20 protein-coding genes are annotated in these 22,591 nt (G+C 68.6%); 2 read left to right on the top strand and 18 right to left on the bottom strand.

The genetic code is table 11. The annotated features are described in order from the left end of the window. Positions 1 to 31 precede the first annotated feature (31 nt). The 14 genes from QRN21_RS17675 to QRN21_RS17610 form a co-directional block, all read right to left on the bottom strand. Entirely contained in the window at positions 32 to 3,331 is a 3,300-nt protein-coding gene (locus tag QRN21_RS17675) for a DEAD/DEAH box helicase (protein ID WP_285365514.1), read from the bottom strand. A gap of 56 nt (positions 3,332 to 3,387) precedes the next feature. Beyond that, entirely contained in the window at positions 3,388 to 3,798 is a 411-nt protein-coding gene (gene nusB, locus QRN21_RS17670; RefSeq protein WP_053096135.1) for a transcription antitermination factor NusB, read from the bottom strand. Between the two features lie 3 nt (positions 3,799 to 3,801). Further along, positions 3,802 to 4,362 (bottom strand): elongation factor P, encoded by a 561-nt coding sequence (efp, locus tag QRN21_RS17665; protein ID WP_053096137.1) that lies wholly within the window; start codon positions 4,360 to 4,362, stop codon positions 3,802 to 3,804. Between the two features lie 75 nt (positions 4,363 to 4,437). Beyond that, on the bottom strand, positions 4,438 to 4,875 hold the full coding sequence (aroQ, locus tag QRN21_RS17660) for a type II 3-dehydroquinate dehydratase (protein ID WP_285365512.1): 438 nt from the start codon (positions 4,873 to 4,875) through the stop codon (positions 4,438 to 4,440). Next, a complete protein-coding gene (gene aroB / locus QRN21_RS17655) occupies positions 4,872 to 5,960 on the bottom strand; it encodes a 3-dehydroquinate synthase (protein WP_056278776.1) in 1,089 nt (362 codons plus the stop codon). Before aroB ends, aroQ begins: the two co-directional genes overlap by 4 nt. Further along, positions 5,957 to 6,475 (bottom strand): shikimate kinase, encoded by a 519-nt coding sequence (locus tag QRN21_RS17650; protein ID WP_285365509.1) that lies wholly within the window; start codon positions 6,473 to 6,475, stop codon positions 5,957 to 5,959. Before QRN21_RS17650 ends, aroB begins: the two co-directional genes overlap by 4 nt. After that, positions 6,459 to 7,688 (bottom strand): chorismate synthase, encoded by a 1,230-nt coding sequence (gene aroC / locus QRN21_RS17645; protein WP_285365506.1) that lies wholly within the window; start codon positions 7,686 to 7,688, stop codon positions 6,459 to 6,461. The genes QRN21_RS17650 and aroC overlap by 17 nt, the downstream gene beginning before the upstream one ends. Positions 7,689 to 7,742: 54 nt before the next feature. Continuing rightward, positions 7,743 to 8,555, bottom strand: a complete 813-nt coding sequence (locus QRN21_RS17640; RefSeq protein ID WP_072591295.1) for a hypothetical protein — start codon at positions 8,553 to 8,555, stop codon at positions 7,743 to 7,745. Next, positions 8,552 to 10,078, bottom strand: coding sequence for an endolytic transglycosylase MltG (gene mltG, locus QRN21_RS17635; RefSeq protein ID WP_285365504.1), 1,527 nt, complete (start codon positions 10,076 to 10,078; stop codon positions 8,552 to 8,554). Before mltG ends, QRN21_RS17640 begins: the two co-directional genes overlap by 4 nt. After that, entirely contained in the window at positions 10,078 to 10,554 is a 477-nt protein-coding gene (gene ruvX / locus QRN21_RS17630) for a Holliday junction resolvase RuvX (RefSeq protein ID WP_053096151.1), read from the bottom strand. The genes mltG and ruvX overlap by 1 nt, the downstream gene beginning before the upstream one ends. Beyond that, positions 10,551 to 13,211: an alanine--tRNA ligase gene (gene alaS, locus QRN21_RS17625; RefSeq protein WP_285365502.1), complete on the bottom strand. Its 2,661-nt coding sequence runs from the start codon at positions 13,209 to 13,211 to the stop codon at positions 10,551 to 10,553. Before alaS ends, ruvX begins: the two co-directional genes overlap by 4 nt. Positions 13,212 to 13,290: 79 nt before the next feature. Continuing rightward, a complete protein-coding gene (locus QRN21_RS17620; protein ID WP_053096155.1) occupies positions 13,291 to 13,479 on the bottom strand; it encodes a hypothetical protein in 189 nt (62 codons plus the stop codon). Positions 13,480 to 13,585: 106 nt separating this feature from the next. Next, the gene (rpsD, locus tag QRN21_RS17615; protein WP_052677824.1) at positions 13,586 to 14,215 is read right to left on the bottom strand and encodes a 30S ribosomal protein S4; all 630 of its coding nucleotides are present in this window, start codon (positions 14,213 to 14,215) and stop codon (positions 13,586 to 13,588) included. 161 nt (positions 14,216 to 14,376) lie between these two features. Further along, a complete protein-coding gene (locus QRN21_RS17610) occupies positions 14,377 to 15,708 on the bottom strand; it encodes a replication-associated recombination protein A (protein WP_082297813.1) in 1,332 nt (443 codons plus the stop codon). A 112-nt stretch (positions 15,709 to 15,820) separates the two neighbouring features. Between QRN21_RS17610 and QRN21_RS17605 the strand changes: the two genes are divergently transcribed. Further along, complete coding sequence (locus tag QRN21_RS17605; protein WP_053096157.1) at positions 15,821 to 16,117, top strand: hypothetical protein; 297 nt, start codon at positions 15,821 to 15,823, stop codon at positions 16,115 to 16,117. 65 nt (positions 16,118 to 16,182) lie between these two features. Here the strand turns inward: QRN21_RS17605 and QRN21_RS17600 are convergent, their stop codons facing one another. Genes QRN21_RS17600 through nirB form a run of 4 tightly spaced genes read right to left on the bottom strand, consistent with a single transcriptional unit; the run spans position 16,183 to position 21,015 of the window. Then, positions 16,183 to 17,310, bottom strand: coding sequence for a uroporphyrinogen-III synthase (locus QRN21_RS17600; protein WP_053096159.1), 1,128 nt, complete (start codon positions 17,308 to 17,310; stop codon positions 16,183 to 16,185). Further along, positions 17,307 to 18,074 (bottom strand): uroporphyrinogen-III C-methyltransferase, encoded by a 768-nt coding sequence (cobA, locus tag QRN21_RS17595; protein WP_285365496.1) that lies wholly within the window; start codon positions 18,072 to 18,074, stop codon positions 17,307 to 17,309. The genes QRN21_RS17600 and cobA overlap by 4 nt, the downstream gene beginning before the upstream one ends. Further along, positions 18,071 to 18,439 (bottom strand): nitrite reductase small subunit NirD, encoded by a 369-nt coding sequence (nirD, locus tag QRN21_RS17590; RefSeq protein WP_053096163.1) that lies wholly within the window; start codon positions 18,437 to 18,439, stop codon positions 18,071 to 18,073. Before nirD ends, cobA begins: the two co-directional genes overlap by 4 nt. Beyond that, the gene (gene nirB / locus QRN21_RS17585) at positions 18,436 to 21,015 is read right to left on the bottom strand and encodes a nitrite reductase large subunit NirB (RefSeq protein ID WP_285365494.1); all 2,580 of its coding nucleotides are present in this window, start codon (positions 21,013 to 21,015) and stop codon (positions 18,436 to 18,438) included. Before nirB ends, nirD begins: the two co-directional genes overlap by 4 nt. Before the next feature lie 209 nt (positions 21,016 to 21,224). Between nirB and QRN21_RS17580 the strand changes: the two genes are divergently transcribed. Continuing rightward, positions 21,225 to 22,589 (top strand): DUF349 domain-containing protein, encoded by a 1,365-nt coding sequence (locus QRN21_RS17580; RefSeq protein ID WP_285365566.1) that lies wholly within the window; start codon positions 21,225 to 21,227, stop codon positions 22,587 to 22,589. Positions 22,590 to 22,591: the final 2 nt, after the last annotated feature.

Genomic DNA, 22,591 nt, shown 5'->3' with positions numbered 1-22,591 from the left:
TGGGCGGACGCGGTGACCCGGCCGGGAGAAATCACGCGCCGTCGAACAGACCCTTGATGTCGTCTGCGGTGAGGGACTGCGCGAACAGCTCGTCGTCGTCCATCACCGCGGTGAAGAGCCTGGCCTTGCGGCGCTGCAGCTCGAGCACCTTCTCCTCGATCGTGCCGGTCGAGATCATCCGGTAGACGAACACCTGATTGGTCTGACCGATACGGTGCGTCCGGTCGATCGCCTGCTCCTCGGCCGCGGGATTCCACCACGGATCGAGGAGGAACACGTAGTCGGCTTCCGTCAGCGTGAGTCCGAACCCACCCGCCTTCAAGCTGATGAGGAAGACCGGCTGCTCCCCCGACTTGAAGCCGTCGATCACCTGCTCTCTGCGGCGCGTCGAGCCGTCGAGATGCGCGTACGGGATGCCGGCGGCCTCGAGCCGGGCAGCCGCGAGGTCGAGGAACGACGTGAACTGGCTGAAGACCAGAGCACGGTGCCCTTCGGCCTGCAGTTCGGCGACGCGCTCGAGCAGTGTGTCGAGCTTGCTCGACCCGATTTCGGCGTCGGCCTCGTCGACCAGCGCGGGAGCGAGACTCAGCATGCGCAGCAGGGTGAGCGAGCGGAACACGATGAAGCGTTTGCGATCGAGGTCGTCGATCAGCCCCAGGACCTTCTGCCGTTCGCGCTGCAGCACGACGTCGTAGAGGGCCCTGTGCGCCGGACTCAGCTCGACCTCGAGCAGTTGCTCCTGCTTCGCCGGCAGGTCGGGAGCGACGAGCTCTTTGGTACGTCGCAGCATCAGGGGTCTCACTCGACGACGCAGCTGAGCGAGGCGCCGCGCGCGGTACTCGCCGCCCTCCTCGTTCTCGGGCACCTTGCCCTTCTCGATCGGCTGGATGTAGCGGTCCTTGAACTTCCGAGCCGAGGGGAACAGGCCGGGGGCGGCGAGCTTGAGCAGCGACCACAGCTCGGAGAGGCTGTTCTCCATCGGGGTTCCCGTGACCGCGTACGTGACGTCGGCATGAAATGTCGAGATGGCGCGGTGGAGCCGCGTCTTGGGGTTCTTGACGAACTGGGCCTCATCGAGGATCAGTCCGGCCCACTCGATCTCGCGGAACTCCTCTTCGTCGAGTCGGGCGACCGTGTACGAGCTGACGACGAGATCGCTCGACCGGGCCGCCGCCCTCAGGACATCGGCCCGTTTCCCGCTCGTGCTGTCGACGATGGAGACACGAAGCCCGGGAGTGAATCGGGCCGCCTCCGACCGCCACGTGCTCAGGACAGACGTGGGGGCCAGCACCAGGAACGGTCTCGTCTCGCCGGCATCCCGCGTGTGCTGGACGAACGTGAGGAGCTGCAGGGTCTTGCCCAGACCCATGTCGTCGGCGAGGATCCCGCCCAGTCGGTGACGCCACAGAAAGACAAGCCAGTCGAAGCCGGCCTTCTGATAAGGGCGGAGATCGGCCTGCACTCCCGCAGGAACGGGCGTCGGCGGAACCCCCGTGGCCTGACGGAGCCCGTCGGCCGTGGCGCGCCAGCTGACAGCCGGCTGGGCCTCGTCGGCGAGGTCTTCGAACTCCTCCCACAGATCGGTCTGGTAGCGGCTGATGCGCGGACCGGTCTCCCACTCGTCGAGCTCGCCCGCCTCCTCGATGAGATCACGCAGACGATCCAGCGACGGGTGGTTGAGCGAGAAGTAGCCGCCGTCGGAGAGGAGCAGCTTCTTGCGCCCCCTGCTCAGCGCCGTGAACAGCGGTCCGAACGGGATGAGTCGACCGTCGATCGTCACGAGGATGCCGAGATCGAACCAGTCCGAGTCGGTCGATTCGACGGTCGTGACTTTGACCTCAGGATCCCCCGTCAGCTCGCGATACGCCTTGCGTTCTCCGTGGGACTCGACGCGGACGCCCACAGCCTCGAGCGCGGGAACGCCTTCAGCGATGAACGCCGCCGCATCGATGTCGTGGAACGAACCGCTCGGGCGGAAGCTCGTCGTGCGGAACTCCTGCCATGCCGCCTCGATCGCCGCGCGTCTGGTCGTCTCGCTCTCGGCATCTCGCACCGCTGCGTCATTCCACGCGAACGGCACTCGGCCGAACGGACCGTACGACCACTCGAATGCGTAGCTGACGACGTCGCCGCGCTCGTAGCTGACCGTGAGCACCGCCTCCGGTTCGGGCACGTCGGGAAGCGCGACCTCCCCGACCGTGCGCACGGTGCTGCGCCGGGCCAGAAGCGGATAGGCGTCGGCGATGAACGCCTGCTCGTCGTCGGCCGGCACGAGGATAGGGTCGGAGGCCGCGAGCAGAGCACGTGTCTGCTCGCTCAACGACACTTCGGCGAGGACGACCTCGATCCGCGCACCCACGAGGCTCGCCGCGTAGACACCCGTACGACCGATCGGATGCACCTCGCGGGCGGGAATCACTCGATCGTCGATGCGCACGTCGGCGGCGACCTCCAGAGCACCCTCCTCGGTGCGACTGATCTTCGCGGAGACGTCGGCCGCGGATGCGATCCGCACCGAGGCGCTCTTCTGACTGGGAACGAGAGGGATTCCGACGTCGGTGGCCGATCGGAGGTGCCTCCACAGCAGCGGCGACTCGACCTGGTCGAGGACGAGCCACTCGCCGGCATTGCCGGAGAGCAGCGAGTCCCGCGAGATGCTGAGGAGATCCCCGAACCAGCGGTTCTGGTCGCGACCGAACTGCGAGGCGTCGCGACGGACCGCATCCCAGCCTGCGCCGCCCTGGATCCATGCACCGGTCTGCGCGCTGCGCATCATCGGGCGGATCGCCAGAAGCAGCTCACCGCTCGGGCGGGCGAGATCGCGCGCGGTCGCCGCCCGGACGGGGCGCGGCCCCCAGTGGTTCTCGCTCCGAGACTCACGGTGACGCAGTTCGATGCCGAGAGCGAGGCGCTGCGGGTGCTGCGACACCGCAGGGTCGAGCAGGGTCCGCCACGACGCCACTGCGGCGGTGCGCGGTGCGGCGGGCTTCTGCTCCGCGTCGGGCTGCCGCTGGAGAGCCGCGGCCTGCTGCGAGTACTCGTGCACATTGGACGCGAGCAGCGTGGCGACCACGTGCTTGCAGCCGCTCCGCACCGGGCAGGTGCAGCGGGTCGTCCGAACCCGTCTCGTCCCGTTGGACGAGAGGAAGACGATCTCGGTCACATACTGGGCGTCCGAGCTGCCGCGCACATGGCCCTCGAGTTCGAGCAGATCCTCGTGCCACACCACGTCGAGCACATTGCCCTCGCGGAAGTACGCGAGACCGCGCTGGTAGCCCCCGACATCGGTGATCTGCATGAGGTCGCGAAGATCGACGTGCGGCGCGGGCATGGCCCCATCCTTCCCGCGGCCTCCGACATCTCGGAGACCGCGTCCCGAGTCGTCGCTCAGGCCGCGCGAGAGACGCGTGCGAGCACGCCGTGCACGAACGCGCCCGAATCGTCGGTGGAGAACTCCTTGGCGAGCTCGACCGCCTCATCGATGGCGACAGCGGTCGGCACCGCGTCATTGAACAGGATCTCCCAGACGCCGATGCGCAGCAGCGCGCGATCGACCGCGGGCATGCGCTCGATCCTCCAATCGCGGCTGTGGGTCGTGATCTGCTCGTCGATCTCGTCGTGGTGGTCGATGATGCCGTCCACCACCTCACGGGCGTAGAGCCAGGAGGCCTCGCGAGCGGGTTCGCTCGCGGCGCGCTTGGCCTCTGCGGCCAGGGTCACCGCGATCTCGTCTCCACGGACGTCGGCGGAGAACAGGATGTCGAGTGCGCGCTTGCGCGCTTTCGTACGGGCGCTCACGCCTTACTTCTCGCGACCGAGGTAGTCGCCGGTGCGCGTGTCGACCTTGACCTTGGTGCCGGTCTCGACGAAGAGCGGCACCTGGATCTCGTAGCCCGTCTCGAGCGTGGCCGGCTTCGTTCCCGCCGACGAGCGGTCGCCCTGCACACCGGGCTCGCTGTAGGTGATCTCGAGGATCACGGACGCGGGGAGATCGATGTACAGCGGGTTGCCGTTGTTGAGCGCGATCGTGACCTGCTGGTTCTCGAGCAGGAAGTTCTTCGCGTCGCCGACGGTCGCAGCGGGGACCGTGATCTGGTCGTAGTCCGTCTGGTCCATGAACACGTACCCGTCACCATCGGTGTAGAGGTAGGTGAAGTCGCGACGGTCGACGTTCTCGATCTCGACCTTGGCGCCGGCGTTGAACGTCTTGTCGACGACCTTTCCGGTCATGACGTTCTTCAGCTTGGTGCGCACGAAGGCGCCACCCTTGCCGGGCTTGACGTGCTGGAACTCGACGACGCTCCAGAGCTGCCGCTCGATGCTCAGGACGACGCCGTTCTTGATGTCTGCGGTAGATGCCATGCGCTGGACTTTCCGTTTCTCGAGTCTGGGGGCCGCTCGCGTCCGGTCTGGACTGGGGTGGGCCGAGAGTCGATTCTACGGGATCAGCGCTGCGAGCTGCCGCACAGCGCTCGCGTAGCCGTCGACACCCTCGCCGATGACCCGCACCGCAGCGACATCGTGCAGGTACGAGTGGTGCCGGAACTCCTCACGTGCGTACACGTCGGAGATGTGCACCTCGGCGAACGGCAGCGCGACTCCCGTGAGCGCATCGCGCAGCGACACGCTCGTGTGCGTGAGCCCGCCCGGATTGATGATGATCGCCGCGCAGTCCGCGCGCGCGGCATGGATCGCGTCGATCAGCACACCCTCGTGATTGCTCTGCACAGCGCGGATCTCGAGGCCCTCGGCTGCGGCCGCCTCAGCGGTGAGTCGCTCCACATCGGCGAGCGTCGCCGTGCCGTAGACCTCGGGCTCGCGACTGCCGAGCAGGTTGAGGTTCGGCCCGTTCACGAGCAGGATGCGGCGGGTCATTCGCCGATCTCCTGGTAGGCGGCGAAGAGCAGCGACTCATCGGGTGCCTGCAGCACGGTGGGCTTCGCGATGTCGTCGAGGAGGATGAAGCGCAGCATGCCGCCGCGGCTCTTCTTGTCGCGCTGCATCGTTGCCAGCAGCTGCGGCCACGCACCGGCACGGTAGCCGGTCGGAAGGCCCAGCGACTCGAGGATCGTGCGGTGGCGCTCCGCTGCGGAGTCCGACAGTCGCCCCGCGAGTCGCGACAGCTCGGCGGCGTACAGCATGCCGATCGAGATCGCCGCGCCGTGCCGCCAGCGGTAGCGCTCGGCATGCTCGATGGCGTGGCCGAGCGTATGGCCGTAGTTGAGGATCTCGCGCTGCCCCGCCTCGCGGAAGTCGTCCGAGACGACCTGGGCCTTCATGTCGATCGCGAGCTCGACCGCACGCCGGAACTCCGGTGTGGTCGAGTCGACGGCGCGCACCGGATCGGCTTCGATGATGTCGAGGATCTCCGGTGCCCAGATGAACCCCGCCTTCACCACCTCGGCGAATCCGGCGGTCGCCTCGTTCGGGCTGAGGCTCGCCAGCTCGTCGAGATCGCCGATCACCGCACGGGGAGCCCAGAACGCTCCAACGAGGTTCTTGCCCTCAGCGGTGTTGATCCCCGTCTTGCCGCCCACGGAGGCATCGACGAGGCCGAGCACGGTGGTGGGCACCTGCACGAGCTGCACGCCGCGAAGCCAGGTCGCCGCGACGAATCCGGCGAGGTCGGTCACGGCGCCTCCGCCGTATCCGACGACCGCGTCCGAGCGCGTGAAGTCAGCCTGCCCCATGACCTGCCAGCAGAAGGCGGCGACCTCGATGCGCTTGCCCTGCTCGGCATCGGGCACCTCGGCGAGCAGGACCTCCCGCGGACCGTTCTCGACATCGGCGAGCAGCCTGTCACGAAGCTCTGCCGCACGCGCGGCCAGGGTCGGCGGGTGGACGACCAGCACCTTGCGGACTCCGGGCTCGAGTGCCGCGGACACCTGATCGAGGATCCCCCGCCCGATGGCGATGTCGTAGGGGTTCTCGCCCGTCACGCTGATGGTTGTCGTAGTCATCCCAGTTCTCTCCTCCACGCCGCGATGTCGTCGGCGATGCGCTGCATGGGGCGCCGCGACGTGTCGAACGTCACGGATGCCACCTCGTCATACCAGTCTCGACGTTCTTCGAAGATCTGCGTCCATCGCCCGACAGGGTCGTCGCCCGCGAGCAGCGGGCGGCCGCCGCTCTGTATGCGGTCAGCCACCGCTGCGGGGGTGACCGTCAGGAAGACGACCGGATGGTCGAGCAGCAGCCTCCTGGTCGCAGGGTCGGTCACCGCTCCCCCGCCCAGCGAGATCACGCCGCCCGCACGCAGCGCCTCTGCGACCTCGGCCCGTTCGAGCGCGCGGAAATGCGACTCTCCGTGCTCCTCGAAGATCAGGGGGATGGGGCCGTGCACCGCGACCACCCGCTTGTCCGTGTCGACGAACGGGACGCCGAGTTTGCGCGCGACACGACGACCGACGCTGGTCTTGCCCGCCGCCATCGGGCCGACGAGCACCAGCGACAGCTGGTCAGCCGCGCTCGTCATGCGCGATGAGCGCCGCCTCGGACGCAGGCGTCGTCCGCAGCTCGGCCGGGATCGCAGCGAGGTAGGCGTCGAGGTTGCGGCGCGTCTCGCCGATGCTGTCGCCGCCGAACTTCTCGAGCACGGCGTTGGCGAGCTCGACGGCGACCATGGCCTCGGCCACGACGCCTGCCGCAGGCACGGCGCACACGTCGGAACGCTGATGGTGTGCCGTGGCATCCTCGCCGGACGCGATGTCGATCGTGCGCAGCGCGTGCGGCACGGTGGCGATCGGCTTCATGCCTGCACGGACGCGCAACACCGTGCCCGTCGACATCCCGCCCTCGGTGCCTCCGGCGCGGTCGGAGCCGCGCGAGATGCCGTCTGCCGTCGCGAACAGCTCGTCGTGAGCCGCGGATCCGCGTCGTCGTGTGGTCTCGAAGCCGTCGCCGACCTCCACGCCCTTGATGGCCTGGATGCTCATGAGAGCCTGCGCCAGCCGCGCGTCCAGACGGCGATCCCAGTGGACGTGCGAGCCGAGTCCGGGCGGAAGACCGTAGGCGAGCACCTCGACGATCCCGCCGAGCGTGTCGCCGTCCTTCTTCGCGTCATCGACCTCGGCCACCATCAGGGCGGAGGTCGACGCGTCGAAGCAGCGCAGCGGATCGGCGTCCAGCCGGTGCACGTCGTCCGGGGTCGGCAGCGCGGCGCCGTCGGGTACGCGCACCGGTCCGATCGAGAGGGTGTGGCTGACGAGACGGATGCCCAGCTCGCCGAGGAACGAGCGCGCGATGGCGCCGAGCGCCACCCTGGCCGCCGTCTCTCGGGCGCTGGCGCGTTCGAGGATGGGTCGAGCCTCGTCGAAGTCGTACTTCTGCATGCCGACGAGATCGGCGTGTCCCGGCCGCGGGCGGGTCAGCGGTGCGCTCCGGCCACGCGACCTGTCTGTCAGCTCGACCGGCTCCGGGTTCATGACCTCGATCCACTTCGGCCACTCCGTGTTGCCGATGCGAAGAGCGATCGGGCTTCCGAGCGTCTTGCCGTGGCGGACGCCGCCCGAGATCGTCAGCTCGTCCTGCTCGAACTTCATGCGGGAACCTCGACCGTAGCCGAGTTTGCGTCGTGCGAGATCGGCCTGGATCGCCTCGGAGGACACCGGGACGCCCGAAGGCAGACCCTCCATGACGGCAATGAGTTCTGGGCCGTGCGATTCGCCGGCCGTGAGCACGCGGAGCATTGGTCTAGTCTCCCACGCGTTTCGCCTCGGATCGTGCCGCGTGACGGCCGGTGACTACAGGGCGGCTTCCATCGCGGCGACCACGACCTCCTCCGAGGGGAGCGGAACGCTCTGGTCTCCGTGCAGGAAGATGCGGATCTGGCGCACGGCCTGACGCAGCAGCATCGCCTCCCCGGAGACGGCCCGCCCCCCGCGCCACACCGATGCGAGCGCCGACGGCCAGGGTGAGTACGCGACGTCGAACAGCGCGCCCCCGTTCTCGCTGAGGCGCGCTGACGTCGCCTCGTCAAGCACGGAGCCTCCGGGGAGCGTCGCGACGGTGAGCCCGACATCGTCGGCGTCGGCATCGAACGTCGAGGTCGTGATCGAGACGCCGAGTCTTCGTCCGAGAGCCACCAGTCCGGCTGCCCGTTCGGGACGGCGCGCCCTCACATCGACAGTGCGGGCCCCGGCCTCGACGCACGCGACCAGAGCCGAGGATGCCGTGGCGCCGGCGCCGAGGATGCGGACATCACCGATTCCCCGAAGGTCCTGCTCGCCCAGGGCGTCGAGGATCCCGCCGACATCGGTGTTGAAGCCGCGGATGCCGTCGGTGAGCAGCAGCGTGTTCACTGCTCCGGTGAGGTCGGCATAGCGGTCGTGCGTGACCGACGCGCTGTGCGCCTTCTCCTTCAGCGGCATCGTGAGCGAGAGCCCCCGCCACGAATCGTCCAGAGTGGCCAGAGCCGTGTCGAACGCCACGTCGTCGACCTGGCGACGCGTGTACTCCCAATCGAGGCCCAGCGCACGGTAGGCGGCCGCGTGCAGCTGCGGAGACTTGGAGTGCGCGATCGGGTCGCCCCAGACTGCGAGCCGCGGGGAGCTCATCCGGCCGAGCAACCCCCGTCGGGGTTCTCCTGACACCACTGCTCCCACTTCTCGACTCCCTGCAGGTGCTCCTCGTAGGTGACCGAGAACTGGGTCTCTCCGGTGGCGAGGTTCGTCGTCACGAAGTAGAGCCAGGGGCCGTCTGCGGGGTGCATCGCCGCGTCGATCGCAGCGAAGCTCGGGCTCGCGATCGGCGTGACCGGCAGGCCGGTGTGCACGTAGGTGTTCCAGGGATTGTCGTCCTCGAGCGCCTCGGCCGAACTCGACACGACGCCCTCGTGCAGCGAACCGTAGCCGTACTGCGCCGTCGAGTCCATCTGCAGCTTCATGTCGATGTCGAGGCGGTTCTCGATCACACGAGACACCTTCGGGAAGTCTGCGGTGAGGCCCTCACGTTGGATGATCGAGGCGATCGTGAGCACGCGTTGAGCGTCCTCCGCCGGCACCCCGGCCTCTGTCAGCGATTCCTTCGTGCGGTCGACCATCCGCTGGATGACCTGGGTGGCGGTGACTCCCGGATCGAACGTGTAGACGGCCGGGAACAGCCACCCCTCGAGGCTCTGGGCGGTCACGCCATAGGTCGCAGGGTCGGCGTCGACCGCCGCCTGGAGCTCCTCGATGGGCATGCCGAGCGATTCGGCCATGTCGGGCAGGGAGGATTCGATGGTCGCGCCCTCGCCCACGCTCGCAGAGTTCTCGCGCTTGTTGGCGGGGTCCTGCAGTGCCTCGAGCGCCGCCTCGGCTGTCATCTTCTCCTTCAGGCTGTAGATGCCCGGATAGAAGGTGACCGCGACGTTCTCGGTGACCAGGTAGTCGTAGAAGACGTCCTCCGTGCGCGTGACGCCCGCTTCGTAGAGCGCGGTGGACACGGGAGAGCCCGTGTCGCCCTCATGGATGGTGACGAGCACCTCGCCGGATGCGAGCCCGGGCTCCCAGTCCTTGGGGTCGCCCCATCCGAGCGCCTCGCTGATCTTGTCGCCGTAGGTGCCCCACGCCCAGAATCCCGCGCCGACGATGCCGCCGATCACGGCGAGGACGATGACGAGCGCCACCAGGCAGCCCGTGCGGCGCTTCTTCTTCGCGGGCGCTGGGTGGCCGGCATCGTGCTCCGGATGCGCGTGGAAGAGGTCTTCGAGGCGTCCGCCTGCTGCCGCGCTCCCCGACGCGCCGCCGGCGGGCGCTTCCGACCCCGAGCCGGATTCGGCTCGGTCCGCGGCCGCCTCGCCGACGGAGGACTCGCTTTCGGAAAGTCGGGCGGCAACGGGCTCGTCCGCGGACAGTGCGGGCATCGCGCTGGTCGACGCATCGTCCGACGACGAGCGGTCCGCGGGGGCGGCGGCTGGCCCGGCCGGAGCCCCGGGCTGCGCAGCCGCGGCTTCACGCGCCGCCCGGCGCGACCCTGGAGCGGGCGGGGTGTTGTCGACCGTCGGGATCTGCGGCGACGGGTCGGGAAGGTTCTCGAACAGATCGCCCAGACGGGCATCCGGATCGTGCTGATGCGAAGCGCTCTCGCGTTCGGGCATTATCGGGGGGACTCCTCGTCGAGCGGAATCGTGGCACCGGGCGGGTTTCCGGTGCTCTTCTCCGTGTCGATCGCCTGCTGCAGCAGGATCACCGCGGCGATCTGATCCACAATGCTACGAGACTTCTTCTGTGTTCTGCCCGAAGAACGCAGAGCGGCGTGTGCGGTGACGGTGCTGAGGCGCTCGTCGACGAGCCGGACGGGAGTGCCCGTCTGCGCCTGCAGAGCCGCAGCGAACTCGCGAGCGTCGGTCGTCGACGCGGTGTCGGCGCCCTGCAGATTGACCGGCAGCCCGACCACGAACTCGAGCACGTCGAAGTCTTCGGCGATCGCGGCGATCCTGTCGATCGACGTGTCGTTGCGCTGCACGGTCTCGACCGGCACCGCGAGCATGCCGTCCGGATCGCAGCGGGCGACGCCGACCCGGGCACGCCCGACATCGACACCGAGCCGCACGCCGCGGCGGAAGCCGCTCACGCTGACTGCAGCTCCTGCGACACGGCCTCGAGGGCTGCCTGCAGAGCGGCGACATCCGTGCCACCACCCTGAGCGACGTCGTCACGACCTCCGCCGCCGCCGCCGAGTACGGAGGCGGCGCGCTTCGCGAGGGCACCGGCCCTCGCTCCGGCGGTGCGCGCGGCATCGTTCGTCGCGACGACCACCACCGGGCGTCCGTTCACGACAGCGCCGAGAGCGACGACGGCGGGGTCGGAACCGAGACGGTCGCGGACGCCGAGGACGAGCTCGCGCACATCGTCGGCCGACGCCACCTCACCGAGCGACTGCGCGGCCACACGGAACGCGCCGACGCGGTTCGCGGCATCGGCGATGGCCGGGACACGGCCCGCGCGCTCCTTGGACTCGAACTGGGCGATGCGCTTCTCGGCCGCCTTGAGGTTGGCGGAGAGATCCGCGATGCGCTCGGCGAGCTGGTCGCGAGGGGTCTTGAGCGAGGTGGTCAGCTGCGACACGAGCGCGCGTTCTGCAGCGAGCTCCCGGAACGCGTCCTGGCCGACCAGGGCCTCGATGCGGCGGTTCGACGCGCCGACCGACGACTCGCCGACGACGCTGACGAGGCCGATCTCGGCACTCGTGGTGACGTGCGTGCCCGCGCAGAGTTCGCGCGACCACGGACCGCCGATGTCGACCATCCGCACGACGTCGCCGTACTTCTCGCCGAAGAGCGCCATAGCACCGGCCTCCTTCGCCTCGTCGAGCGTCACGATGCGAGTCGTGACCTCGAGGGCGTCGTTGACCGCGCGGTTGGTGATCTCCTCGATCTCGGTGCGCGTGTCGGCCGAGAGAGCCTGAGACCACGAGAAGTCGAAACGCATGTACCCGGCACGGTTGAGCGAACCGGCCTGCGTGGCGGTCGGTCCGAGCGTGTCGCGCAGCGCCGCATGCACGAGGTGCGTCGCCGAGTGCGCCTGCCTGGCGGCGCGTCGGTTGGCGGCGTCGACAACCGTGGTCGCGGGGTCGTCCACGGCTACAGCCCCGCGAGTGACCTCGACCGTGTGGCTGATCAGACCGGGCACCGGACGCTGCACATCGAGCACCTCGAGCTCGTAGCCCGGCCCGACGATGACGCCCTTGTCGGCGACCTGACCGCCGGACTCGGCGTAGAGAGTCGTCTCGGCGAGCACGACCTCGGCGATCTGTCCCTCTGAGGCGGTGCGGGCCGGCTGTCCGTCGACCAGGATGCCGAGGATGCGCGAGTCGACCTCCAGCTCGGAGTAGCCGTCGAAGCCCGTCTCGCCCAGCGCACGGAGATCGCGGTACACCGAGACGTCCGCGAGCTGACGCTTGCGGTTGCGAGCGTCCGCCTTGGCGCGCGAGCGCTGCTCCTGCATCAGGGTGTCGAACGCCTCACGGTCGACCGCGAGACCTGCTTCCTCAGCGACCTCGAGCGTGAGATCGATCGGGAAGCCGTACGTGTCGTGCAGCAGGAACGCCTCGGAGCCGCTCAGCGCCGCCCCGCCGCCCTTCTTCGTCTCGTCCAGAGCGAGATCGAGGATCGTCGACCCCTGCGCCAGAGTGCGCCGGAAGGTCTCCTCCTCGGCGAAGGCGGAGGCCGAGAGAGTCGACCATTCCTTCTCGAGCACCGGGTATGCCGACTTCATGGCATCACGGGACGTGGCGAAGAGCTCGGGGAAGACCGGCTCGTCGACGCCGAGCAGACGCATCGAGCGCACCGTGCGCCGCATGAGGCGGCGGAGGATGTATCCGCGGCCCTCATTGGACGGGCGGACGCCGTCGGACAGCAGCATGAGGGACGAGCGCACGTGGTCGGCCACGACGCGGAAGCGCACGTCGTCTTCGTGAACTGCACCGTAACGGCGGCCGGAGAGCTCGACCGCGCGATCGAGGACCGGTCGCACCTGATCCGTCTCGTACATGTTCTCGACGCCCTGCTTGAGGAACGCGACGCGCTCGAGTCCCATGCCGGTGTCGATGTTCTTCTGGGGCAGCTCGCCCACGATGTCGAACTCGGTCTTGCCGCGGATGTTGTCGATGAAGTCCTGCATGAACACGAGGTTCCAGATCTCGAGGAACCGCGAGTCGTCGGCCGCAGGGCCGCCGTCCTTGCCGTACGCGGGACCTCGGTCGAAGAAGATCTCGCTGTCGGGGCCACCAGGACCGGGCTGGCCGGTGTTCCAGTAGTTGTCCGCACGCCCCAGACGCTGGATGCGCTCCGGCTTCAGGCCGATGATGTCGCGCCAGATGGCCTCAGCCTCGTCGTCGGTCTCGTAGACGGTGACCCAGAGGTCCTTCTCGTCGAAACCGAGGCCGCCGTCTGCCTCGGAGCTCGTCAGCAGCTCCCACGCGTAGCGGATCGCGCCCTCTTTGAAGTAGTCGCCGAAGGACCAGTTGCCCATCATCTGGAAGAAGGTGCCGTGACGCGCGGTCTTCCCGACTTCTTCGATGTCGTTGGTGCGGATGCACTTCTGCAGGTCCGCGATGCGCGGGTGCGGCGCGGGCACGACTCCGGTGAGGTACGGGATCATCGGCACCATTCCGGCGACCGTGAACAGCAGCGACGGATCGTCGCTGACCAGAGAGGCCGAGGGGACGATGACGTGGTCGTTCTTCTCGAAGAAGTCGAGATAGCGCTGCGCGATCTCCGCAGTTTTCATAGGGGTGCCAGGTGTCCTTGCGTACAGGGTGTGGAAGGGCGGGACGATGATGCGGCAGCGGCCGGGAGACCGCGCGCGATCAGTCGTCCGCGGGGTCTACGAGTCGCGCCTGCTGCTCGCGGTACGAGTCGCCGATGATGCCGGTGAACTCGTTGAAGCGAGCGTCGACCTCGGCGAGGATGTCGTGACCGCGCGGGTCCTTGTTCATGAAATGCGCAGCGACGAATCCGCCGATCACACCGATCAGGAACCACAGCACGTTCTTCATGTCGTCATCCTTGCCTCTGACCCGCGAAGGCGCGGTGTCACCATCGTATGTGCAAACGACAGAAGGCGTCGGGTGACCCCGACGCCTTCTGCGGAAAAGCTGGAACTCAGCGAGCTGCGTAGTACTCGACGACGAGCTGCACTTCACAGGTCACGGGGACCTCGGCGCGCTTCGGGCGACGAACCAGGCGAGCCTGGAGCTTGTCGAGCTCGACCTCGAGGTAGCCGGGAACGGGAGGCAGGACCTCGGCGTGACCGCCGGCCGCTGCGACCTGGAAGGGCTCGGTGCCCTCGCTCTTGGCCTTGACGTGGATGAGCTGACCCGGCTTCACGCGGAAGGACGGGCGGTCGACGAGCTGGCCGTCGACGAGGATGTGACGGTGCACGACGAGCTGACGAGCCTGCGCGGTGGTGCGGGCGAAGCCCGAACGCACGACGAGAGCGTCGAGACGCATCTCGAGCAGCTCGACCAGGTTCTCACCGGTCAGGCCGTCCTGACGGCGAGCCTCGTTGAACGTGTTGCGCATCTGCTTCTCGCGGATGCCGTACTGCTCGCGCAGACGCTGCTTCTCACGCAGACGGACGGCGTAGTCGCTGTCTGCCTTGCGCTTGGTGCGGCCGTGCTCACCCGGAGCGTAGGGACGCTTCTCGAGGTAGCGGGCGGCCTTCGGGGTGAGCGGGATGCCGAGGGCACGGCTCAGACGTACCTTGCGGCGGTCCTGGGACTTCGTGGTCACGAAGTGTTCCTTCCGATGACGTGGTCGCGTCTTTCACGACTCACGGACGTATCGTCCGCGTTCTGCCTTGGAGCGCACGCCGGGGCGCCAGCAAGGTGTGGTGTGAACGAGGAGATGCCCGAAAACACGGTTTCGAGCCGATCAAGTCTAACAGATTCGCGTCAGCGCCCGTCGAGGATGCGTCTGATGCGCTCGAGGCGAGCCGAGATGTCGCGCTCGGCACCCAGGTTCTTGGGTTCGTAGTACCGCTTTCCGCGCAGTTCGTCAGGGAGGTACTGCTGCGGCAGGATGCCGAACTCGCTGTCGTGCGGGTAGACGTATCCCCGGCCGTGACCGAGCCGCTTCGCGCCCGGATAGTGCGCGTCTCGCAGATGCAGCGGGACGCGTCCGAACCCCCCGGAGCGGATGTCGGCGATCGCCTGGTCGATTCCCACGTACGCCGCATTCGACTTGGCTGTCGTGGCCAGATAGACGGTCGCTTCGGCGAGCGGGATCCGCCCCTCCGGCATTCCGATGAACGCGACGGCGTCCGCGGCCGCGACCGCGATGGAGAGCGCCTGCGGGTCGGCGAGGCCCACGTCCTCGGAGGCCGAGATGACCAGGCGCCGAGCGATGAAGCGAGGGTCCTCCCCCGCCTCGATCATCCGCGCGAGATAGTGCAGGGCCGCATCCGGGTCGGATCCTCGGATCGACTTGATGAACGCGCTGATGACGTCGTAGTGCTCGTCTCCCTGACGGTCGTATCGCAGCAGCGCCTTGTCGACGGCCTGAGCGACGTCGTCCGCCGTCGCGGCGGGCACCGCGCCTTCTTCCCCCTTCGAGAGGGCTACGGCCGCTGCCGCCTCGAGTCCGGTGAGCGCACGCCGCGCATCGCCCGACGCCAGCCGGATCAGCGCCGCGCGCGCGTCGTCGGCCAGGGTGACCGCGCCATTGAGTCCGCGCGCATCGGTCACCGCCCGATCGACCAGGAGCCCGATGTCGTCATCCGTCAGCGGCTGGAGCGTGAGGAGCAGCGATCGCGACATCAACGGCGAGATCACCGAGAACGAGGGATTCTCGGTGGTCGCCGCGATCAGCAGCACCCAGCCGTTCTCGACGCCCGGGAGCAGGGCGTCCTGCTGCGCCTTGGTGAACCGATGGATCTCATCGAGGAAGAGGATCGTCGTCTGGCCATAGAGGTCGCGCTGGGTGATCGCCTCCTGCATGACCTCGCGCACGTCCTTCACGCCGGCGGTGATCGCGGAGAGCTCGACGAACCGGCGGCCCGATGAGCGTGCGATCGCCTGCGCCAGAGTGGTCTTGCCGGTGCCGGGCGGACCCCACAGGATGATCGAGACGGCACCCGGGGATGTCGCGGCAGGGTCGGCGAGTGCGACGATCGGGGAACCCGCGCGCAGCAGGTGCTTCTGACCGGCGACCTCATCGAGCGACACGGGGCGCATTCGCACGGCGAGAGGCGTCTGCCCGGAGAGCAGTGCGGAGGCGGAGGTCATCCGTCCAGGCTAACGCGGGGCACCGACACTTCGGGTGGGAACGGCGTGACGCGATCTCGACGGTAGGCTCTCAGGCGACGTTGCACATTCACGTCCAGTAAGGGAGCACGCAATGGCCGGACGCGGGAAGAGCACGCAGCAGTCGCGCACCGAGGTGGAGCGCGCACGTCTGCACACCGCCCGCAAGACGTGGCATGAGGGTCAGATCCGGCGTCGCACCCGCGACAACACGATCGCCGTCGTCGCCGGAGTGCTCATCGTCGCCGGAGCCGTGGTGAGCCAGGTCGTTCACGCGCAGGTGAATCCCCCGGCCCCCTCGCCTTCGCCTACCGTCGAGCCGACGGAGGCGCCCGTGCCGACAGACCCCGCGACGCCGGAGCCTGCACCCACTGAGGCCCCCGCCGGATAGACCACGGTCCCTGTGGGTGGCGGACACGGGCGTTCACTGCCCGCACTCCCCCGCGCGCACCTCGCTCAGTACTCGGTGACCGCCAGGCGGTAGCCGCGTTTCACCACCGTGTGCACGAGTTCGTTGCCGCCGAGAGCCTCCCGCAGCCGTGCGACGGCCACCTCGACCGCATGTCCGTTGCGCTCGGCGCCGGGGAGCACGCCCCCGAGCTCGGCGCGCGAGAGCACACGCCCGCCCGCAGAGGCGAGCGCCTCGATCAAGGCGGCAGCCGACCGCGAGAGCGGGATGAACACGCCGTCCACGAGGACTCCGCCGCTGCGTACCTCGACCAGACCCGCGTCGGTCGGGAGTGACGGTGCCCTCCCGCCGCCGAAATGCGCGATGACCGTTCGAGCGAGGGATCCGAGTCGCCCCCGGTCGGCGATCGTGGTGCGGAGGTTCGCGCCGTGCAGCGGCGCGGCCGTGATCGGGCCCACGCACGCCAGGAGGAGGCGGCCCGACTCCGCGCGTCTCCTGATGCGCTCGAGCGCGCCGGACTCCTCTGCCACCGCGATCCACGACGCCGCTCCCGGTGCCGAGGTGAACAGCACGGCGTCCGCCTCGCCGGCCGCCGCCTGCAATGCCGAACGCCGCACCACCTCAGGATCCGGCGGCGGCCCCCACCGGTAGACCGTGATGCTCAGCACCTCGGCTCCGGCATCCGCCAGCAACTCGTCGAGGCCGTCCGATCCGGCGCCATGATGCTGCACGAGGATCCGCTTGCCCGCGACCCCGGAGGCGAGGAGGTACTCGCCGACCTCGGCCGACGTCTCGGATTCGGCGACCCAGTCAGCCGTGAAACCCGCCTGCTGGATCGCGCCGTGCGCCTTGGGTCCCCGTGCGACGAAGTGCGCGCCCTGCAGTGCCGCGTCGAGCTGTCCGTCGAGGCCGTGCTCGTGCGCGGCATCCATCCATCCGCGAAACCCGACGCCCGTGGTGACGATCACGATGTCCGGAGGAGCGGCGATCACCTGCTCGGTGCGGGCGAGAAGCTGCGCGTCGTCGGAGTTGGTGACGATGCTCAGCGCCGGCGCGCGATGGACCACCGCACCGCGACGCTCGAGGGCTGTCGCCAGGTCGATCGAGCGGCGGTCTGCGGCGACGATGATCGTGCATCCGGCCAGCGCCGAGTCGAGCGTGCGCGCGGTCGTCATGTGGCGCTCTCCGCGATCATCGCCCTCGTCGGCAGCAGCAGTCCCGCGCGAGCCACCTCGCCGATCACGATGACGGACGGGTTCACGACCTGCGCAGCGACCGCGTCCTGCGCCGCCGTCGCCAGGGTGCTGCGGATGGTCCGCTGTCGTTCGGTGTGACCGTTCTCGACGATCGCCACGGGGATGTCGCCGGACACCCCGTGCGACGCGGCCGAGGCTGCGAGGCGAGGCAGCGAGGCCACGCCCATCAGGACGACGGTGGTGACCGTCGGATCGGACAGAGATGCGAGCGCACTCGGGGTGAGGTCGCCGTGCCCGTTGATGATGTGCACCGCTGACGCGACGCCGCGATGGGTCACCGGGATCCCCGCGGCCTGAGGCACCGAGATCGCGCTGCTGACGCCCGGGGTCACACTGACCGGCACACCGGCGGCCTCACACGCGAGAACCTCTTCTCCCCCGCGACCGAGCACGAAGGGATCGCCGCCTTTCAGCCGCACCACGCGGTGGCCGGCGAGGGCGCGTTCGACGAGGAGGGCATCGATCTCGTGCTGAGGGACGGGGTGGTGACCCGGTCGTTTGCCGACATCGATGACCTCGACGTGCGACGGGAGCTCGTTCCGGAGCTCCGCGAACGGACCGAGGCGATCGGCGACCACGACGTCGGCCGCCATTAGCAGGCGATAGGCGCGCACCGTCATGAGGTCGGCGGGACCCGGCCCACCGCCGACGAGGTCGACCCTGCCCACACGCGTCCGCCTCATGATCCGACGCTCTCCGGCATCCGGACGTACACGACGCCGTCGTCGATCGCGACCGGCCACACCCGCAGTGCTGCGGGGGGCTTGCCGTGGGTCTCGATGCACTCACCGGTGCGGAGATCGAAGATCTGCTTGTGGAGTGGGGATGCGACCGTGGGGACATCCCCACGACTTCCCACGATCCCGCGGGAGATGACATTGGCTCCGCTGAACGGGTCGAGATTGTCGACTGCGAGCACGGTGCCGTCCGAGAGGAGGAACAGTGCCACCTGCTGTCCGTCCAAGAGAGCGGCTCGCCCTCGTTCGACCTCGAGGTCCTCGAGCGTGCATACCCGCACATGCGTGGTGGAGTCCATCGCGACGGTCATCGGCGCACCTCTAGAGCGGTTCCGGCGATCAGGATGCCTCCGGCGCGACGCTCCTCCGGCGACGCCGGGCGGATCTGCCCGCGCTCAGAGACATAGGCGAGTGACGGATCCGCCGTATCGGCCGCGTTGACGAACGACCGGAACCGTTCGAGCTTCACGGGGTCGGCGAGGGTGGCCGCCCATTCGTCCTCGTAGCGATCGACGTGCTGCGCCATCGAGGCATCGAGGTCGGCGCAGATGCCCAGGCTGTCGTCGAAGATCACACTCCGCAGCCCGTCGAGTCCGCCCTCGAGCTCCTCGCACCAGGGAGCCGTGCGCTGCAGACGATCGGCGGTGCGGATGTAGTACATGAAGAAGCGGTCGATGGCCCTGATGAGACCCTCGTCGTCGAGGTCCGACGCGAGCAGCTGCGCGTGCCGCGGCGTGAAGCCGCCGTTGCCGCCGACATACATGTTCCACCCCGTCTCGGTGGCGATGACTCCCACGTCCTTGCCCCGCGCCTCCGCGCATTCACGAGCGCAGCCCGAGACGCCGAGCTTGAGCTTGTGGGGAGCACGGAGCCCCCGATAGCGCAGTTCGAGCTTGACGGCCATGCCGACCGCGTCGAGGACGCCATAGCGGCACCACGTCGACCCGACGCACGACTTCACCGTGCGCAGCGACTTGCCGTACGCCTGCCCCGACTCGAAGCCCGCGTCGACCAGACGCTGCCAGATCACCGGAAGCTGTTCGAGCCGCGCTCCGAACATGTCGATTCGCTGCCCGCCGGTGATCTTCGTGTACAGCGCGAAGTCCTTCGCGATCTGCCCGATCGCGATCAGTCCCTCCGGGGTGACCTCGCCACCGGCCATCCTCGGGACGACGGAGTACGTGCCGTCCTTCTGCATGTTGGCCATCACGTGGTCGTTGGTGTCCTGCAGCGTGGCGTTCTCGCCGTCGAGCACGTGCGCGCCCACGAGCACCGAGAGGATGCTGGCGATCGCCGGCTTGCAGATGTCGCACCCTCGGCCGCGCCCGAAGCGCTCGACGATGCCACTGAACGTCGTGAGCTGAGCCACCCGTACCGCGTCGAAGAGCTGTCGGCGCGAGAGATCGAAGTGCTCGCAGAGGGCATGCGACACGGTCTGGCCGAGCTTGGTGAGCTCCTGCCCCACGACCTTCTTCACCATCAGCACGCAGGATCCGCAGGTCGCCCCGGCCTTCGTGCAGCCCTTCACCGCGGCGGCGTCCGTGCACCCCTCGTCGTGCACTGCCCGGCGGATGCGCCCGGCGGTCACATTCGAGCACGAGCAGACCACGGCCTCATCCGGCAGCTCGCCACCAGGAGCCTCGTTCCCGCCTTCCGGCAGCAGGTAGGCGGCCGGGTCGGCGCCGAGCTTCGCGCCGACGAGGGGACGCAGCGCGCCGTAGGCCGCCGCATCGCCGACGAGGATCCCACCGAGCAGCGTCTGAGCGTCATCCGACAGCACGAGCTTCTTATAGACACCGGCGACAGGATCCGCATAGACGACGTCGAGCGCGTGGGGAGTCGTGGCCATCGCATCGCCGAAGCTCGCGACATCGACGCCCGAGAGCTTCAGCTTGGAGGAGTCGTCGTAGCCGGGGAACGCCGCATCGCCTCCGAGCAGGCGCGTCGCCGCCACCTCTGCCATGGCGTATCCGGGAGCCACCAGTCCGACGCAGCGACCGTCGAAGTTGGCGACCTCGCCGATCGCCAGGATGTGGGGGTCGGACGTCGAGCACCGATCGTCGATGATCACACCGCCGCGGGGGTCCACCTGCATCTCCGCATTGCGCGCCAGCTCGTCCCGGGGACGCACGCCGACGGTGAAGACCACGACGTCCGCCCGTTCGATCGATCCGTCCTGGAATTCGAGCGCCGTGACCGCGCCGGAGTCATCCGGGTCCAGCCGAGTCGTTCTCGATCCGGTGCGCACCGAGATGCCACGCGCTTCGAGCAGACGCTTGAGCATCCCTCCACCCGCTGAGTCGAGCTGAGCGGACATCAGGCGATCGGAGTACTGCACGACGGTGGCGTCGACATCCATTCCCTGCAGAGCGCCGGCGGCCTCGAGCCCGAGGAGCCCTCCGCCGATCACCGCGCCGCGCAGCGGACGACCGAGCATGCGTCCTCGCCGCTCGACGAAGTCCTTGAGGCCCTGGACGTCGTCGAGTGTGCGATAGACGAAGCAGCCGGGCAGGTCCGCACCGTCCACGGCGACCTTCGCGGCGTAGGAGCCGGTCGCGAGCACCAGGGTGTCGTACGGGATGCTCGTGCGCGACCTCGTCGTGACGGTGCGGGCCGAGCGATCGATCCGCAGCACTCTGTCGTCGGCGAGGAATCGCACGCGGAAGTCGTCGAACACCGAGCGATCGAGTTCGAGCTCCTCGGGAGTCGCCCCCGAGAAGAACCCGGTGAGTCCGACCCGATCGTACGGTCGACGGGCCTCGTCTCCGATCACCGTCACATGCATCGGCGTCTCGGCTCGGCTGATCAGGCTCTCCACGAATCGATGCGCGACCATCCCTGCACCGACCACCACGATCTCCTGGGGTGTGAGGAGGACCTCGCTCATGTTGCTCCAATCGCCGGGGGACGTCGTGATGGCGACGATAGGAGCCTGGTGTTTCCCGCATGTGACGCGCGGTGTTTCGTGCGTCGAACGATTCGCTCACAGAACGGTAACGGCCATTGTGAGATTCGACGGCCACACTGCAACCTCGCTCTCGTACTAGGCTGAAGCTCGTCCTTTCCGCCTCCCGCGGGCCCTACCGCGCAAGGAGAATCACCGTGTCTGAGCCGTCCAAGCCGACTCCCCCCATTCCCGCTCCCCCGGCAGCGCCGCTGCCGCGAAAGCTGACCAAGCCCACTGCAGCGACTCCCGCAGCCGCAGCATCGCCCGCGACCTCCGCATCGAGTGCCGAGGCAGCGAAGTGGGGCCGTGTCGCCGAAGACGGCACAGTCGAGGTTCGCGAGGGCGACGAGTGGCGCGTGGTCGGGCAGTATCCCGACGGCACCCCCGACGAGGCACTCGCCTACTTCGTGCGCAAGTACGAGGACATCGCGTTCAAGGTGCACACGCTCGAGCAGCGTCACCAGGCCGGCGGCGCGTCTGCGGGTGACCTGGTCAAGCAGGCCGGTCATCTTCTTACCGAGGCCACCGACGCTGCCGCTGTGGGCGACCTCGCCGGACTCCGTGAGCGTCTGAACACGCTGACCTCCTCGCTCTCCGAGGCGACCGCTCAGGAGGCCCAGCAGGCCAAGGAGCTGGTCGACAAGGCCATCGCCGAGCGCACGGCTCTCGTCGAGCGCGCCGAGGCGATCGCAGCCCGCGACCTCTCGAAGGTGCAGTGGAAGCAGGTGACCGCCGAGCTCGGCGAACTCTTCGACGCGTGGCAGGCGCAGCAGCAGAACGGCCCTCGTCTGTCGAAGGGGGTGTCCCAGCAGCTCTGGAAGCGGTTCCGTGATGCGCGCGGCACCGTCGACAAGGCACGCCGCGCGTTCTACTCCGAGCTCGACGACACCCACAAGACCGCTCGTGACGCCAAGACGCGGCTGGTCGAGCGCGCGGAGGCTCTCGCTCCTCGCGGAGTCGACGGCATCCCCGCGTATCGCAGTCTGCTCGACGAGTGGAAGGCCGCCGGTCGCGCTGGTCGCAAGGCCGACGACGCGCTCTGGGCGCGATTCAAGGCAGCCGGCGACGCGCTGTACTCCGCTCGTGCCGAGCAGTCGGCGGCTGAAGAGGCGGACTCCGCCCCGAAGATCGAAGCGCGTCAGGCCCTTCTCGAAGAGGCCAAGGCAGTCGCAGACGAGCCGAACATCAAGCGCGCCCGCGCGCTGCTCACCGGCATCCAGCGCCAGTGGGATGAGATCGGCCGCATCTTCCCCCGCGAGAAGGAGCGCGCTCTCGACGATCGTCTCCGTGTGATCGAGCAGGCGCTCAAGGCACGCGAAGAGGTCGACTGGAAGAAGAACAACCCCGAGACCAAGGCACGCGCCAACGACATGAGCTCGCAGCTGCTCGAGGCGATCGAGAAGCTCGAGTCCGAGCTGGCCGCCGCAGAGAAGTCGGGAGACAAGAAGGCCGCCAAGGCCGCGGCGGATGCACTCGAAGCGCGCCGCACCTGGCTCAACGCCCTCGGCGGCTGACC

This window comes from Microbacterium sp. LMC-P-041 (assembly GCF_030209555.1).
GTDB lineage: Bacteria > Actinomycetota > Actinomycetes > Actinomycetales > Microbacteriaceae > Microbacterium.
The sequence above is the reverse complement of the archived record's forward strand: the minus strand, read 5'-3'. Positions and strand labels throughout refer to the sequence as shown.